At 66.7% G+C, this 14,428-nt stretch carries 13 protein-coding genes; 10 read left to right on the top strand and 3 right to left on the bottom strand.

What is annotated here, in order from left to right; genetic code table 11:
• The first annotated feature begins 17 nt into the window (after positions 1 to 17).
• On the top strand, positions 18 to 2,249 hold the full coding sequence (locus tag BOSE46_RS09915; RefSeq protein WP_159540082.1) for a N,N-dimethylformamidase beta subunit family domain-containing protein: 2,232 nt from the start codon (positions 18 to 20) through the stop codon (positions 2,247 to 2,249).
• A gap of 277 nt (positions 2,250 to 2,526) precedes the next feature.
• Positions 2,527 to 4,509 carry a phospholipase D-like domain-containing protein gene (locus BOSE46_RS09920; protein WP_159540083.1) on the top strand — a complete coding sequence of 661 codons (1,983 nt, stop codon included), beginning with the start codon at positions 2,527 to 2,529 and terminating at the stop codon, positions 4,507 to 4,509.
• 224 nt (positions 4,510 to 4,733) lie between these two features.
• On the opposite strand, the gene BOSE46_RS09925 is transcribed toward BOSE46_RS09920, so the two are convergent.
• On the bottom strand, positions 4,734 to 5,387 hold the full coding sequence (locus tag BOSE46_RS09925; RefSeq protein ID WP_159540084.1) for a response regulator transcription factor: 654 nt from the start codon (positions 5,385 to 5,387) through the stop codon (positions 4,734 to 4,736).
• A 155-nt stretch (positions 5,388 to 5,542) separates the two neighbouring features.
• On the opposite strand from BOSE46_RS09925, the gene BOSE46_RS09930 reads away from it, so the two are divergent.
• The 8 genes from BOSE46_RS09930 (at position 5,543) to BOSE46_RS09965 (ending at position 13,304) form a co-directional block, all read left to right on the top strand.
• The gene (locus BOSE46_RS09930) at positions 5,543 to 6,082 is read left to right on the top strand and encodes a hypothetical protein (protein WP_159540085.1); all 540 of its coding nucleotides are present in this window, start codon (positions 5,543 to 5,545) and stop codon (positions 6,080 to 6,082) included.
• Between the two features lie 11 nt (positions 6,083 to 6,093).
• Positions 6,094 to 7,263 carry a sensor histidine kinase gene (locus BOSE46_RS09935; RefSeq protein ID WP_159540086.1) on the top strand — a complete coding sequence of 390 codons (1,170 nt, stop codon included), beginning with the start codon at positions 6,094 to 6,096 and terminating at the stop codon, positions 7,261 to 7,263.
• A gap of 11 nt (positions 7,264 to 7,274) precedes the next feature.
• Complete coding sequence (locus BOSE46_RS09940) at positions 7,275 to 8,378, top strand: sensor histidine kinase (protein ID WP_159540087.1); 1,104 nt, start codon at positions 7,275 to 7,277, stop codon at positions 8,376 to 8,378.
• 121 nt (positions 8,379 to 8,499) lie between these two features.
• Positions 8,500 to 10,557 carry a right-handed parallel beta-helix repeat-containing protein gene (locus BOSE46_RS09945; RefSeq protein ID WP_236551709.1) on the top strand — a complete coding sequence of 686 codons (2,058 nt, stop codon included), beginning with the start codon at positions 8,500 to 8,502 and terminating at the stop codon, positions 10,555 to 10,557.
• Between the two features lie 147 nt (positions 10,558 to 10,704).
• Positions 10,705 to 11,685, top strand: a complete 981-nt coding sequence (locus BOSE46_RS09950) for an aldo/keto reductase (protein ID WP_159540088.1) — start codon at positions 10,705 to 10,707, stop codon at positions 11,683 to 11,685.
• A gap of 41 nt (positions 11,686 to 11,726) precedes the next feature.
• The gene (locus BOSE46_RS09955; RefSeq protein ID WP_159540089.1) at positions 11,727 to 12,503 is read left to right on the top strand and encodes an SGNH/GDSL hydrolase family protein; all 777 of its coding nucleotides are present in this window, start codon (positions 11,727 to 11,729) and stop codon (positions 12,501 to 12,503) included.
• A 22-nt stretch (positions 12,504 to 12,525) separates the two neighbouring features.
• Positions 12,526 to 12,846 (top strand): hypothetical protein, encoded by a 321-nt coding sequence (locus BOSE46_RS09960; protein WP_159540090.1) that lies wholly within the window; start codon positions 12,526 to 12,528, stop codon positions 12,844 to 12,846.
• Complete coding sequence (locus BOSE46_RS09965; protein WP_159540091.1) at positions 12,843 to 13,304, top strand: GNAT family N-acetyltransferase; 462 nt, start codon at positions 12,843 to 12,845, stop codon at positions 13,302 to 13,304. The genes BOSE46_RS09960 and BOSE46_RS09965 overlap by 4 nt, the downstream gene beginning before the upstream one ends.
• A 4-nt stretch (positions 13,305 to 13,308) precedes the next feature.
• Here BOSE46_RS09965 and BOSE46_RS09970 read toward each other — a convergent pair whose 3' ends face one another.
• Both BOSE46_RS09970 and trmB read right to left on the bottom strand, forming a co-directional pair.
• Positions 13,309 to 13,695 (bottom strand): hypothetical protein, encoded by a 387-nt coding sequence (locus BOSE46_RS09970; RefSeq protein ID WP_159540092.1) that lies wholly within the window; start codon positions 13,693 to 13,695, stop codon positions 13,309 to 13,311.
• 9 nt (positions 13,696 to 13,704) lie between these two features.
• Positions 13,705 to 14,415, bottom strand: coding sequence for a tRNA (guanosine(46)-N7)-methyltransferase TrmB (gene trmB, locus BOSE46_RS09975; protein ID WP_236551710.1), 711 nt, complete (start codon positions 14,413 to 14,415; stop codon positions 13,705 to 13,707).
• Between the last annotated feature and the right edge of the window lie 13 nt (positions 14,416 to 14,428).

Here is a 14,428-nt window from a genome sequence, read left to right on the forward strand (position 1 = left end):
GGAAAGAGCCAACCACCGTGAGTTCAGCGCCAACCATCACCGGATACCTCGACCGCCTGACCTATCGGGCTGGCGACCCTGTCACGCTCTTCGCGGCCGGCCAGAATCAGCGAGCCGAGGTCAGGCTCGTTCGACTCGGCCGCTCGCCAGTGCCGGGGAGGACGGCTCGCGCCGCGGTCGAGGACATCGCGTGGGACGGTGCGGGCCCCGTGGAGGTATCGACCCAGAGCAGCTGCGTGGGATCGTTCGCGACCACGACCCTTATCCCGCGGCTAACGAGTCGTCAAGGACTCACGCTGGGTGTCTGCATCTGGACGACCGTCGCTGACTGGGACGACCCTCAGACGATCCTCGACCTGACAGGTGGGGGTGGCGCCCTGCGCCTCGAGCTCGTCGACTCGCACATTGTTCTCGTCGTCGGCGAGGATCGACTCGTGAGCGAGAGCCCTGTCGGCAACCGCTCATGGACGTCGGTACGGGTGAACCTTTCGACGGGTCATGCCTCCCTGCAGCTGATCGCGCATGACGAGCTCTATGGAGCGTCGTCTCGTGTCAAGACGGCGCTGTCGAGTGACTTCGAGTCGGAAGCGCCGACGCTCACCCTGGCCGCGCAAGCTGCGCGAGACGTCGTGCATTGCGACGGCTACGCGCGGGGTCGGGCGGAGCACCATTTCACCGGCAAGATCGCCGACCCGTTCGTCCTGTACGGCACCCAGAGCAGAGACTTGCGCAGCGTCAGCGAGATCCGCGGAGCGGTGACCACTATCGGTGGTGCCGCATGGTCGCTCTCTCCCGTCGACTCCGGCCCCACCCGGTTCCTCTGCCGGACGTACGCGGGCAAGGCGGACCCGATGGTCCTGGTCAATCTTCCGAACCAAGGCGTGACGGGGCCGAGCTGGGACGGTACCGCCGTCTCGTTCCGGGAGAAGCCCGATCACTACGCGGCCGCGCACTTCCACTCCACGGACCTCGTCGACGCCGGTTGGGCGCAGACCATGACGGAGGCTCTCCCCGAGAGCCTCCGCAGTGGTGTCTACGGGATTGAGCTCACGGGCGCGGACGGCACCCAGGACACGATCCCGCTATTCGTGCCCGCCAACCCGGGTGTGAGGACGGCCAAGGTGTGCTTCATGCTGCCGACGTTCAGCTACCTCGCGTACGCCAACGAGGACTTGGTGAGCCACTTCGCCAACGCCGTGGGACACCGCTTCCAGGACCCCGAGGTGCTCAAGGAGGCGCAGAGTCGACAGGTTTACCACGGGCGTGAGTTCGGCCGGTCCCTCTACGACCGGCACATCGATGGCAGCGGCGTGCACTACTCGAGCGCCCTCCGGCCAATCCTCGACATGCGAGCTGAGTATGGGTTCTGGAGCTACCCGGAGGGGTCGGGCCGCGCATTCTCGGGCGACATGTATCTCGTGGAGTGGCTCGAGACGTTCGGCTACGACTTCGACGTCGTGACGGAGGAACAGCTTCATGTCGAAGGCGCCGCGGCGCTCGACGGCTATGACGTCGTGCTGACCGGATCGCATCCTGAGTACCCCTCGACCGAGATCCTCGATGCCATCGAGAGCTATCGAGCGGCCGGCGGCAACTTGTTCTACCTGGGCGGCAACGGGTACTACTGGGTGACGGGTGTCATCAACGCACACGCGCCAATCATCGAGACCCGCCGGGGCAACGCTGGCGTGCGTTCGTGGGACTCGCCTCCCGGGGAGATTGACCTGGTGTCGTCGTGGGAGCCCGGCGGGCTCTGGCGGCATCGTGGCCGAGCCCCGCAGAAGCTGTTCGGTGTCGGCATGGCGGCGGCCGGCGGCATGTCCAGGCCTTTCCGGATGTCGACTGACGAGTCGGTGCGTCGCGAGTTCGCGTGGTTCTACGACGGGCTGGAGGGTGACCTCATTGGGGACCAAGGGTTTGTGCGTGGCGGTGCTTCTGGTGACGAGATGGACCGAGTCGACTTCGCGCTGGGGACTCCGCCGGGCACCACCGTGCTCGCGTCGTCCTGGGGGCACGACGAGGGGGCGCAGCGTGCGACAGAAGAAGTCTTGCAGCCGTATCACGGCTCGACGAGTGGACCGAACGATCCAGAGATCCACGCAGACATGATCTATTTCAAGACGCCTGCTGGGGGGGCGGTGTTCGCGACGGGCTCGATCGCGTACTTCGGTGCCCTCCTGGTGGACGGCGGAGATAACAACGCATCGCGGGCGTTGCGCAACGTACTTGACCACGTGATGGGCGACTGAAAGTGCGGGTCACCGACCGGGCTTGGTTCTGACATCAAGATCGAGCCCATGTGAGACTATTTCGGCACACCTGCTCGATCTTCGAAGGTGCCGCCAGCGCTGAGCATTCCGCGGACGAGCTGAGCCCCGATGATCGCGGATCAGGTCAAGGCGATTCCTGATGCAATTGCTTGACCGCACCCCCGGCGCACCCCGACCGCGAAATCAGCGAATTTGTGGGTCGATAATCCACCGAAATGGCAGATGCAACTGGCCGTCGGAATCACTAGGGGCGAGAGTGTCACCTCTGCATCCCTTGCCTGCCGTGACAAAGCTGAAATGCGGCAGGAATGGCCAGCGAACCTCTGGGCATCCGAGCGAAGTGTTCTGCGAGCGCTGTTCGCTTTGGTCTTCGATTCCGCTCTCTGGTGGCGTTTCCAGGAGTAGGCTGCCGGCCATCGGGAGGCTGAGCATGCGTTTCAAATCAAGCACCGTTGGTGGACTTCAGGTCTTTGCCGTGTCCGGCACGAACACCGTGTCGTTCGGAATTCGAGCGACCGCTGCGGCTCGCGACGGTTTGCTCGGCTTCGCGGTCGAGCGCGTCGATCTGGCCACGGGCAAGGGTCACTTCGTTGACGGGTACAAGGTCTTCCGGTCGATCATCAAGAACCCCAAGCCCGACACCTTGGTGTCGACGTTCGACCATCCGGTACAGAGCCTGGTTTGGGACGACTTCGTCGCCGAGCCCGGCCATGCGTACGACTATGTGTTCCACCCCCTCAAGGGCCAACCCGGGAATCTGGACCGGTCGACACCGCCAGTGCGGATCTCGGTGGACACCGAGCCGCTGACCGGTGGGGTGCACGACATCTTCTTCAATCGCGGTGTGACGGGGAGCCAGTTCTACGCGAAGAACTTCGACAACCTGGCTCCGGACAAACTGCAGGGCGCGAAGAAGGCGAAGGCATTGGCCTGGCTCAGTCGCGACCTCGATGAAGCCATCATCGACTTCATCACGTCCGCGAAGAAGGGCGACGCCATCCGCGGATGCTTCTACGAGTTCCGTTTCACCCCGGTGCTCAAAGCCCTCAAGGACGCCATCGACCGCGGAGTCGACGTCCAGCTGATCATCGACGAGAAGGTCAACGAACGCACCATCAAGCCGAACGCCAAGAACAAGCTCAAGAAGCCCCAACACATCAAAAGCAATCCCCGCGAAGAGAACCTCAAGGCGATCCAGAAGATCGGTTTCCCCGACGGCTCCATCATTGCTCGCGAAGCCCGCAAGGACGACATCCAGCACAACAAGTTCATGGTGCTACTGCGCGGCAAGACCGCACGCAAACCCACCGAGGTATGGACCGGATCGACGAACCTGACCGATGGTGGCTTCTACGGTCAGGCGAACGTCGGGCACCGTTTCACAGACGAGGCGGCCGCCGCCTTGTTCCTGCGCTACTGGACCCTGCTGAAGGACGATCCGGGAGGACCCACGGACGCCAAGAAGAACCCGCTGAACATCGCCTTCCAGGCCGAGGTCGGTCAGCTCACGCCCTCCCCGAAGACGTTGAAGGACATTCCGCCAGGCGTCACCCCGCTGTTCAGCCCCCGGGCCGACCAGCGTCCGCTCGAGCTCTACATGAGGCTGCTCGCTGGGGCGAAGAAGATGTCGTGCGGCACCTTCGCCTTCGGCATCCCCCGACCGTTCCGCGAGGCGATCAGCGCCAACGGGAAGTCCGGGCCGTTGTGCTTCCTGCTGCTCGAGGAGAAGGATGTGCCAACGCAGACCAAGAAGAACCCCCAGCCCCTGATCTTCCTCAACTCCAGGAACAACACCTACAAGGCATCAGGCTCTGAGCTGCACACCCCGCTGGGTCGATGGGTCGCGGAGACCAACAACAAGAAGATCGGCCTCAATGTGCACGTCACGTACGTCCACCTGAAGTTCATCCTGAGCGACCCGCTCGGACCCGACCCGATCGTGGTTACCGGATCGGCGAACTTCAGCGAGGCATCCACGATCGAGAACGACGAGAACATGATCCTCGTCCGCGGCGATCGGCGCGTCGCGGACATCTACTTCACCGAGTTCAACCGCCTCTGGGGGCATTTCTACTACCGATCCGTGGTCGAGGCGACCACCAAAAGCAAACCTCCGCCAAGCTCTCCGGCCCCGCACAGCTACCAGGACCTGTGGGAGAGCACCGACTGGCAGAAGGACTACGCCCCGGGCACCCTCAGGTCCAAACGTGTCGACCAGTACGTGAACATGACGATCTGAGGCACAACCTCGGCCAGCAGCCACTTGGGGTGGTGAGCTGGCCGGCTGGCAGAGACATTCGTGAGCACATTTTGAGCACAAACGCTCGTGATCCACCTGCGATTGCCGTGATCTACGTGAGACGCATTCGCTGGAATTACAGCACAAAACCGCATCGTCGCAGGTCGGCAAAGGGCGCGAATAGGGTTCGACCCCCACCGGGAGCACGTGCGCAGGAGCAATGCTCAGGCGTCGCGGCTGACGAAGCCCGTCTCGTAGGCGAGGACGACCGCTTGCACGCGGTCGCGTATGGCCAGCTTGGTGAGGATGCGCGCCACGTGGGTCTTGACGGTCGTCTCGGCAACCATCATCTCTTCGGCGATCTCCGCGTTGGACAGGGCTCGCGCGATCAGGCGGAGCACGTCGAGCTCGCGTTCGGTGAGCTGCGCGAACTGGACTGGTATGCCGGGCGCGGCTGCTGGCTCCGCAAATCGCTCCACCAGTCGCTGCGTGATGGACGGCTCGATGAGTGAGTCGCCGGTGGCCGCGGCGCGGACTGCGGCGATGAGTCGGGACGACGGCGCGTCCTTGAGCAGGAAGCCCGCGGCACCGGCGCGGAGTGCGCGATAGATGTACTCGTTCTGGTCGAACGTGGTGAGGACGACGATCGTCGGCGGGTCTGGTTGTTGCAGGATCTGCTCGGTCGCGGCGAGCCCATCGAGCTCGGGCATACGGATGTCCATCAGGATGACCTGCGGCTTGGCCAGTGCTGCCTGCCGGATCGCCTCGTGGCCGTTCCGGGCCTCGGCGACGACCTCGATGTCGCCTTCGGACTCCAGGATCACCCGGAAGCCGGTGCGCACGAGTTCTTGGTCGTCGGCAATGAGGACCCTGATCACGGCTTCATTGTGCCGACCCGAACGCCGCAGCGGGGTCGTTCTTGAGGATGAGGCCGGGCAGGAAGTTCATCCTCAGTGCCGACGCCGACGACGGCATCCAGCTGGGACCGTGAGGCCAGCGGGGTCACTCAGACGCCCGGTCGGAAGGAACGAAGATGGACATCGTCAAGAACATCCGCCCCCTCGACTACGTGTTGGCGGCGGTGATGGTCGCGCTTGCTGCTTTCATCGGGATCGCGAACGTCAATGCCGGGGCCGACGCGGACCTGGAGCACGCGCTCGACTCGCACTCGGCCCTCATGATCCCGGTCTTCATCGCCGCGGCACTCCCGATCCTGTGGCGGCGGCGCGGGATCCTGGCCGCGATCGGCGTCTCCCTCGTCATCCTGGCTGCCAGTGTGCCGGCATTCGGGTGGGTCACCCGGTGCGGATTCGCGTTGCCCCTGTCATTCGCGATGGCGTACGCCGTGGCACGGTTCGCGGGCGCCAGGCAGAACCACCTCGTCGGCCTCGTCGGGATCGTCGCGCTCCAGTTCGTCACACTGATCAAGGATTCTTCGACGGGTGGCCTGTCGGCCTTGACGTTCTCCGTGCCGGTCGCCGCGGTCTTCTACGGCATCGGGCTGTTCGTGCAGAATCACGTCGAGAAGCGGGTCGCCGAGCCTACTCTGGACATCACGCGCGTCAGCGCCTGAGAGGTCGAGCCATGAGTGAGGGCTTCAGCGAGGTGTTCCGGGGGATCCGTCCTGTGGACTGGGTCCTGGCGGGAGCCCTCACCGCCCTGGGCCTCTGGCTCATGGTCGAGAACGTCCAGTTCACCGACGAGCATGCTTCGTCGGCGATCGCTGAGGGCACGATGGTGCATGCTCTGACGTCCCACTCGTGGCTGATGGTGCCCGCTTTCATGCTCGCCACGGTCCCGGTGCTGTGGTGGCGGCGCAGCGTCGTCGCCGTCACCGCGATCTCGCTCGCTGCCATGGTGCTCCACGACCTGCTCTTCGGCTGGGTCACGAGGTGTGGTGCCGGGCTACCGCTGGCGTTCGTCCTGGCCTACCTGGGCGCCGTGGCGCTGGAGCGTCGAGGAGCAGCGATCGTCCTGGCCCTCGTCACCCTGCTGACAGTCGCGGTCGCCGCCGTCGACGCGACAACCGGGTTCGAGGTGCTCGTGGTCGCGTTCCCGATCGTGGTGATCGTCTTCGGAATCGGACGCGCCGTCCGCCACCGGACCGCCTTGAGCGTCGAGCTCAAGGCGCGCACGAGTGACCTTCGGCAGCTGCGGGACAAGCGAGTCGCGCTCGAGGTCGCGGGCGACCGTGCCCGGCTCTCGCACGAGCTCGACGGACTCCTGCTCGAACGTCTCGCCCAGCTGACGGCCGCCGCGGAGACAGGCCACGATCTCGACCCCGGCAGCGCGAGGACGCTCTTCGAGTCGATCGAGAGCGACAGCCGCACCACCCTCGACGGCATGCGCGAGATCGTCGGCCTCCTGCGTGGCGGCGACGTCACGCTGACCCCGGCACCCACGGTTGCCCACCTCGACGCCCTGCTGGCCCGGCACACCCGGGCGGACTCGCGGCTCATCGTGACGGGCGACCCCCGCTCCTTGCCGGCAACGGTCGAGCTCTCGGCCTACCGGATTGTCGAGCACCTGGTGAACGTCCTTGCCGACGAGCCGGAGTCCCGCATTGAGGTCGGCATGCGCTTCGACGACGACGCGCTGGAGATCCGTGTGAACGGGCCGGTGGTCAAGTCGTCCGACATCAAGGCTGCGGTGGCCAGAGCCCGGGAACGGGCCAGCTTCCTCGGCGGGTCGCTGGAGGCCAAGGTGGCCCGGGGTCATGCCGACGTGGTGGCCATGCTGCCGGTGCTCGGATAGGAGCGACCGGTATGCGCCGACTCGAGCAAGGAGCGATCGCGCTGGCGGTCGTGCTGCTCATGGCGCTGCCCACCGCTCTGCACGGTTGGCCGACGACGGTCCGCGGCAACGTATTCATCGCGTGCCTCCTGATCGGGGGGCTGGCACTCATGTGGTGGCGCACCCACCCGCGCGTCGCTTCGGTGCTGGCCCTGGCACTGTTTCTCGCCGCCATGGTCGTCGACGGCTGGTTCCCCGATGTGGGCGTCGCGGTGTTCTCCGCCAGCTTCGCGGTGCTGGCGCTCGGCTGGTCCGGGCGCGCTGCTTGGTTGGTGGCGCTCTGCGGCGCCGCGTACCTGGTGCCGTTCTGCTACCTCGGCGATCTCGGCACCTGGGTGCCAGCAGTGATGTTCACGGCGCCGCCGTTCGCGGCCGGAACCATCCTGCGACTTCGCCGGGAGACCGGAGCCGAGCTTGCCGTGCGCGCCCAGGAGCTCGAGGACGAACGTGAGCTGTTCGCCGAGCTGGCTCTGCGGCACGAACGAACGCGGATCGCCAGTGAGCTGCACGACATTGTCGGCCATGCCATCAGCGTGATGGTGATCCAGGCCATCGCCGGGCAGCGGCTGGTCGACACGGACCCCGCCCGTGCCAAGGAGGCGTTCGCGGCCATCTCGGAGTCAGCGCGGCAGGGTCGCAAGGACCTCGAACGACTCGTCGAGCTCCTGGGCGGCCGACAGGACACCGGGACGGATCTGTCCTTGGTCGATGAGGTCGTGACCCGCGCGGGCCGCAGCGGCCTGAACGTCACCTGTCGCTTCGAGGGCGACCGCGACGGAGTACCGGAACCGGTGGCTCATCTCGCGTTTCGTGTGGTGCAGGAGAGCCTCACCAACGCGCTCAGGTATGCACCCGGCGCGGAGGTTCGCATCGTGATCAGTGTCGACGAGGGCGGTCGTGGCCTGGCTGTGCGTGTCGAGAACGACCGCGCCGCACCCCACGACCCGCCGATCGAGGGCACTGGGTCCGGCCTGATCGGGCTGCGCGAACGCATCCAGACGCTGGGGGGCCAGCTGAGCGCGGGAACCACCCGAGTGGGCGGGTGGTCGGTCGAGGCGCGCCTCCCGGGTCGGTGAAGCGCCGCGCAGGCTGGGAATATTGATAAGACGTCACATGTCTCTTGTGACAAAGGTCATACGTATGATAAATCTTACTCTCGGGGGGCATCGACGCCCCGATGAGAGAAAGCGATCGACCATGAAGTTGACGTCATACTCGCGGACAGCGACGGGGCGAGGGGGCCGCAGGTCTGCGGCACTTGCGCTGCTGGGCACAGGGATCGTCCTTGTGTCGGCACTCGTCCCGAACTCCGCACAAGCCAACCCAGCGACGACCTACTACGCGTCGCCCGATGGGAAGGACGGGGGACACTGCAGCCAGTCGAAGCCGTGCTCCCTCGAGCGCGCGCAGCACGTCGTACGTCCGGCCGCCAAGCACGGCGACGTGACCGTCCAGCTCGCCGACGGCACCTACCGGCTGTCCGACCCGCTGAAATTCGACGCGGACGACGACGGCGGGGACCACACGATCCAGTGGGTCGCTGCGCCGGGCGCTCAACCGGTCATCACCGGCGCCTCGAAGGTCTCCGGCTGGACCAAGTCGGACGCCGGTTCGGGCATCTGGCAGGCGAAGACACCCAAGGGTCTCGACACCCGTCAGCTGTACGTCGACGGCAAGATCGCGCCTCGGGCGGCGATTCGCCTGGCCAACGCCGACGTCACGCCGACGGCGAAGGGCCTGACGATCAAGAACTCCGCACTCAGCTACCTCGCCTCGCTCCCGGACCAGGGACGGATCGAGTTCGAGTCGCTCGGCGACTTCACCAACCGCTACTCACCGGTCAAGAGCATCAGCCCGACCGAGATCACGATGGCTCAGCCGGCCTGGGACAACAACACGTGGGGCTGGGACACCGTCCAGAACTCGTTCCTTGCCGGACCCAGCTGGTACCTCGACAACTCGCTCAGCTTCCTGACGCAGGCCGGGCAGTGGTACATCGCCCCGAGCAAGGGCACGCTCTACTACAAGCCGGCAGACGGAGTCGATCCCAACAACCTGAGCATCGAGCTGCCCCGGCTGGAGTCGCTGATCAGCATCGGTGGGACGTACAAGAATCCCGTCGAGGGACTTGCCTTCAAGGGCATCCAGTTCTCCGGCACCTCGTGGCTCGGTCCCTCGACCCACGGCTACGCCGATCAGCAGAACGGGACCTTCATCAAGGACGCGTACGACTACCGTCCGGCTGACGCCTTCAGCAGCTGCTCGCGCGGCTGCGAGATGTTCGAGCGGGCCCGTACGAGCTGGTACCAGGAGCCCGCAGCGGTGCAGGTCTCGGCCGCCAGCCGGGTGTCCTTCACCGGCAACACGTTCACCAACCTCGGCTCGTCCGCGCTCGGCATCGGCAACGACGCCAACGCGACCGTCAGCGGTGTCGGGCTCGGTGCCAGTGACATCACCGTCGCAGCCAACCGGTTCATGGAGGACAGCGGGCACGGCGTCGTCGTCGGCGGCGTGCTGCCGGACGCGCACCACCCGAGCGACCCACGGATGACCAACAAGGACATCCGGATCGAGAACAACACCGTCGACCGGGTCTCGGTGGACTACAAGGACAACAGCGGAATCCTCAGCACGTACGTGACGAACGCCCAGATCGTCCACAACGAGGTCTCGCACGTCCCCTACGACGGCATCGACACGGGATTCGGTTGGGGCATCAACGATGCGGGCGGCTCCAACGACTACGTCGACCGTGGCTACTACAAGTGGAACACGCTCTACACGACGCCGACCACGCTGAAGAACACCCAGGTGCAGGGCAACCTCGTCCACGACACCAAGGCGCGGTTCGCCGACGGCGGCACGATCTACAACCTCTCCGCCAACCCCGGGGCGGTCGTGTCGAAGAACTACCTGTTCAACATCTCCGGCGTCGGGCTCTACCTCGACGAGGGGTCGCGGTCGATGACCTGGGAGAACAACGTCGTCCAGGGCGGCTCGTTCGTGTTCACCAACGCGTACAGCCTCCGCAACAACACGAGCGACAACGTGATCCAGAACAACTGGTACAACTCCGGCGGGGTCTCCGCCCCGAATGCCGCGGCGCACAACAACAAGCTGATCAACAACCTGAAGATCAGCGGGACCAACTGGCCCGCAGGTGCACAGGACGTGATCTGTGCAGCTGGTGTTGCGCCGCAGTACCGCACGGCGCTGAATGCCAACCAGTCAGGTTTCCCCGGTTGCCCTGGCTGACGGTGCGGTGAGTTCCAGCCGCTGGCGGCCCTCCTCCTCCGGGGCCGTCAGCGGCTGCGTCACGTCCACTCCTGCTGGATCGACCGCCAGCACTGCCTGCTGAGCGCCGCCGTAGGCTGGACTTCCCCACGAACAAGGAGCACCACGATGGACGTACGCACACTGGGTCGCACCGGCCGCGAGGTCTCGGTCGTGGGGCTCGGCACCTGGCAGCTCGGCGCCGACTGGGGCGATGTCACGCACGACGAGGCGATCGCGGTGCTCGACAGCGCGACCGATGCCGGCGTCACGTTCTTCGACACTGCCGACGTCTACGGCGACGGCCGCAGCGAGCAGCTGATCGGCGAGTACCTGAAGGCCCGGCCCGACCTCAACGTCTTCGTGGCCACCAAGATGGGCCGCCGCGCCGAGCAGGACCCGGCCAACTTCACGCTCGACAACTTCCGCTCCTGGACCGACCGCTCCCGCGCCAACCTCGGCGTCGACACGCTCGACCTTGTGCAGCTGCACTGCCCGCCGACACCCGTGTTCTCCACCGACGAGGTCTTCGACGGCCTCGACCTGTTGGTGCAGGAAGGCGTGATGGCCTCGTACGGCGTGAGCGTCGAGACCGTCGCCGAGGCGTTGACCGCGATCGCCCGGCCCAACGTCGCGAGCGTCCAGATCATCTTCAACGCGTTCCGGCTCAAGCCGCTCGACGAGGTGCTGCCCGCCGCCAAGGAGGCCGGCGTCGGCATCATCGCGCGGGTCCCGCTCGCGTCCGGGCTGCTGTCGGGTCGCTACACGACCAGCACGACGTTCGCGCCCGACGACCACCGGACGTACAACCGCTCGGGCGAGGCCTTCGACGTCGGCGAGACGTTTTCTGGGGTCGATTTCGAGACCGGCGTGCGGGCGGCTCAGGAGTTCTCGGCCGCGGTCCCCGAAGGAGTGCACCCGGCCCAGGCGGCAATCGCCTGGATCCTGGCGCAGGACGGCGTCACGGCGGCGATCCCCGGCGCCCGCAACGTCAACCAGTCGCGCTCCAACGCAGCGGCCGCAGACGTGACACTGCCCGCCGGCTTCGACGAGACCGTGCACGACATCTACGACCGCAACCTGCGCGACGCGATCCACCCCCGCTGGTAACCACCAGTCCACGGCAACCGAGATCCCAAGGAGTCCGGCACGTGTTCAGCAGGTACGTCGCGATCGGCGACAGTCTCACCGAAGGCCTCGGCGACACACCGTGGCCCGGAGACGTGCCGCGCGGGTGGGCCGACCGTCTCGCACAGCACCTCTCGGTGGAGGCCGGTCAGCCGGTCCACTACGCGAATCTTGCGGTGCGGGGGCAGAAGGCTGCGCAGGTGCGGGCGTCCCAGCTGCCCGCGGCACTCGCCGCTGGTCCTGATCTCGTCACCGTCACGGCGGGGATGAACGACCTGATGCGGCCCAAGGTCGACCTCGATGCGGTACGCGGCGAGCTCGACCACATGGCTGAGCGCCTGGTCGGCGACGGCATCGTGACGGTCATGGTTCCGCTGCCCGACATGACCGGCCTGCTGCCGATCGGCGCCAGGATCAAGGGTCGGGTCGATGCCTTCAACGGCATGCTGACGGACGTCGCGCGTGATCGCGGAGCCCTGCTCGCGCCACTCCCTCCGCGGTCGGTGTTCGGCCTTCCCGAGGCGTGGAGTGACGACCGCCTTCACCTCTCGCCGCTGGGTCACCAGCGGTTCGCGCTGGGGATCATGCACACCCTCGGGCTGCCGACCCCGTCGGTCTGGGACGAGCCGTTGGTCCCGGGCCCGACCCCCGGCTCAGCCCGGCGCATGGTCGGCGAGCTGCGCTGGTGGGCCGGGTTCGCCGGTCCGTGGATCGGGCGACGCCTGACGGGCCGTTCGTCCGGCGACGGCCGGACCGGCAAACGCCTGGAGCTCGAACCATGGACCGGTGCGACGGACTAGGCTGACGCGCAGCGAGGTGAGGATGGACGCGGAGGCTCGGTTCGACGAGATCGTCGATGATCTGGCGCCTCGCGGCGTCCTGCCCGGAGCACTGTTCGGAGCCCGCTCCCTGACCCTCGACGGCACCGCATTCGCGTGCCTCAAGGGCGGACAGCTGGCGGTCAAGCTCGGCGCTGGGAGCGATGCCCACGCGGCGGCACTCGGCCTCGACGGCGCCTCGCTGTTCGATCCGTCCGGCAAGGGCCGACCGTTCAAGGACTGGGTCGCCGTACCGGCTGCCGACTCGGCCGAGTGGGAGCGGCTCGCCGAGGCCGGGCTCCAAGCGCTGGGCGGACCCGCATGATCTTCTCGTCGCCCGATCCGGCCTGCGACCCCTACTTCGCGGTGGCGCTGCTGCGACTGCAGAAGACCTCGTACGCCTTGGAGGCCGACCTGATCGGCGACGACCGCATCCCACCGCTGCAGGAGGACGAGGTCGACCTGACGGCCTGGCGTGGTCGGTGGCTGATGGCGTGGGACGGCGTCGACCTGGCCGGCGCGATCGCGTGGTGGGAGGCCGGTGACCGTGTCGAGATCGAGAAGGTGATGGTCAACCCCGGACTGCTGCGTCGAGGCATCGCCAGTGCCCTGCTCGGTGAGGTGCTCGACCGGGCCTCGGGCCGCGAGGTCGTGGTGGCCACGGGGCGCGCCAACGCCCCGGCGGTCTCGCTGTATGCCAAGCACGGGTTCAGCGTCGATCGCGACGAAGAGGTCCCACCCGGCATCTGGATCACCAGGCTGCGTTACCCGTCCGGCGGGTGAGCGCTCAGCTCTGGAGGATGCGCATGGCGGCCCAGGTCTCGTCGAGCGCGATGCTCTCGACAGCGCTCCAGCCGTAGTCGCCGACGAGGTCCTGCAGCGTGCCTTCGTCGAGGTCGGAGTGACCGTTGCCCGGGTAGGTGATCCACACGATCGGGATCGAGCCGAGCTGCGGCAGCACCTCGTCGAAGTCGTCCGCGAGGGCCGTGCGGTTGTCGGTCACCAGGATCGCCGCGTCGACGTTCTCGGGCTCGTCCTCGTCGCGCTCCTCGATCGTCTCGGCCCCCTCGGGCATGGGGTCGAGCAAGGAGGTCTCCTCGACGCTGGCGCCGATGATCCAGACGACGAACCCGTCGCCGATGCGCAGCTTCTCGGCGTTGGTCGTCTCCGTCATGACCTCATCCTATGGGTGGCGTCGTACGGCCGTGACGTCGCGGATCGTGCGGCCGACCCCGAGACCCTTGCCCTCGAACCTCGTCTGCGGGCGCCCCTCGAACCGGTCGCCCCACTCGCCGCCGTCGAAGTCCGGCGAGTCGGTGATGACGGCGCGGATCTGCTCGGCGTAGTCCTCCCAGTCGGTCGCGAGGCGCCACACGCCGCCGGGCTCGAGCACGCGGGCCGCGAGCTGGGCGAACTCCGGCGTGACGAGCCGGCGCTTGTGGTGCCGCTTCTTGTGCCACGGATCGGGGAACCACACGCGGAGCTCATGGACCGACGCAGGGGCCAGCATCGTGGTCAGTGCCTCGGCGGCGTTGACGACCATCAGGCGTACGTTCGTGACGCCGACATGGCGCACCGTCACGAGGGTCTGCGCGACTCCGGGGACGTAGACCTCCAGACCGAGGAAGTCGAGCTCCGGATGGTCCGCTGCGGCTTGCACGATCGCCTCGCCTCGCCCGCTGCCGATCTCGACAACCAGGGGAGCGGACCGCCCGAAGGCTGCACGGGGATCGAGCACGTACGACGGGTCTACCGAGGTGCTCGGACCGTGCCGCGGGACCTCCAGCACGTACGTCTCGGAGAGCTCGTCCCAGGCGCTCTGCTGGCGCTCGGTCAGGCGTCCGCCGCGTCGGGTGAACGAGACCGGCTCGGTTCGGTACGGCGTGGGCTCCACTCGCGCTAGCGTA

Source organism: Aeromicrobium sp. 9AM, from assembly GCF_902506105.1.
Taxonomy (GTDB): Bacteria; Actinomycetota; Actinomycetes; order Propionibacteriales; family Nocardioidaceae; genus Aeromicrobium.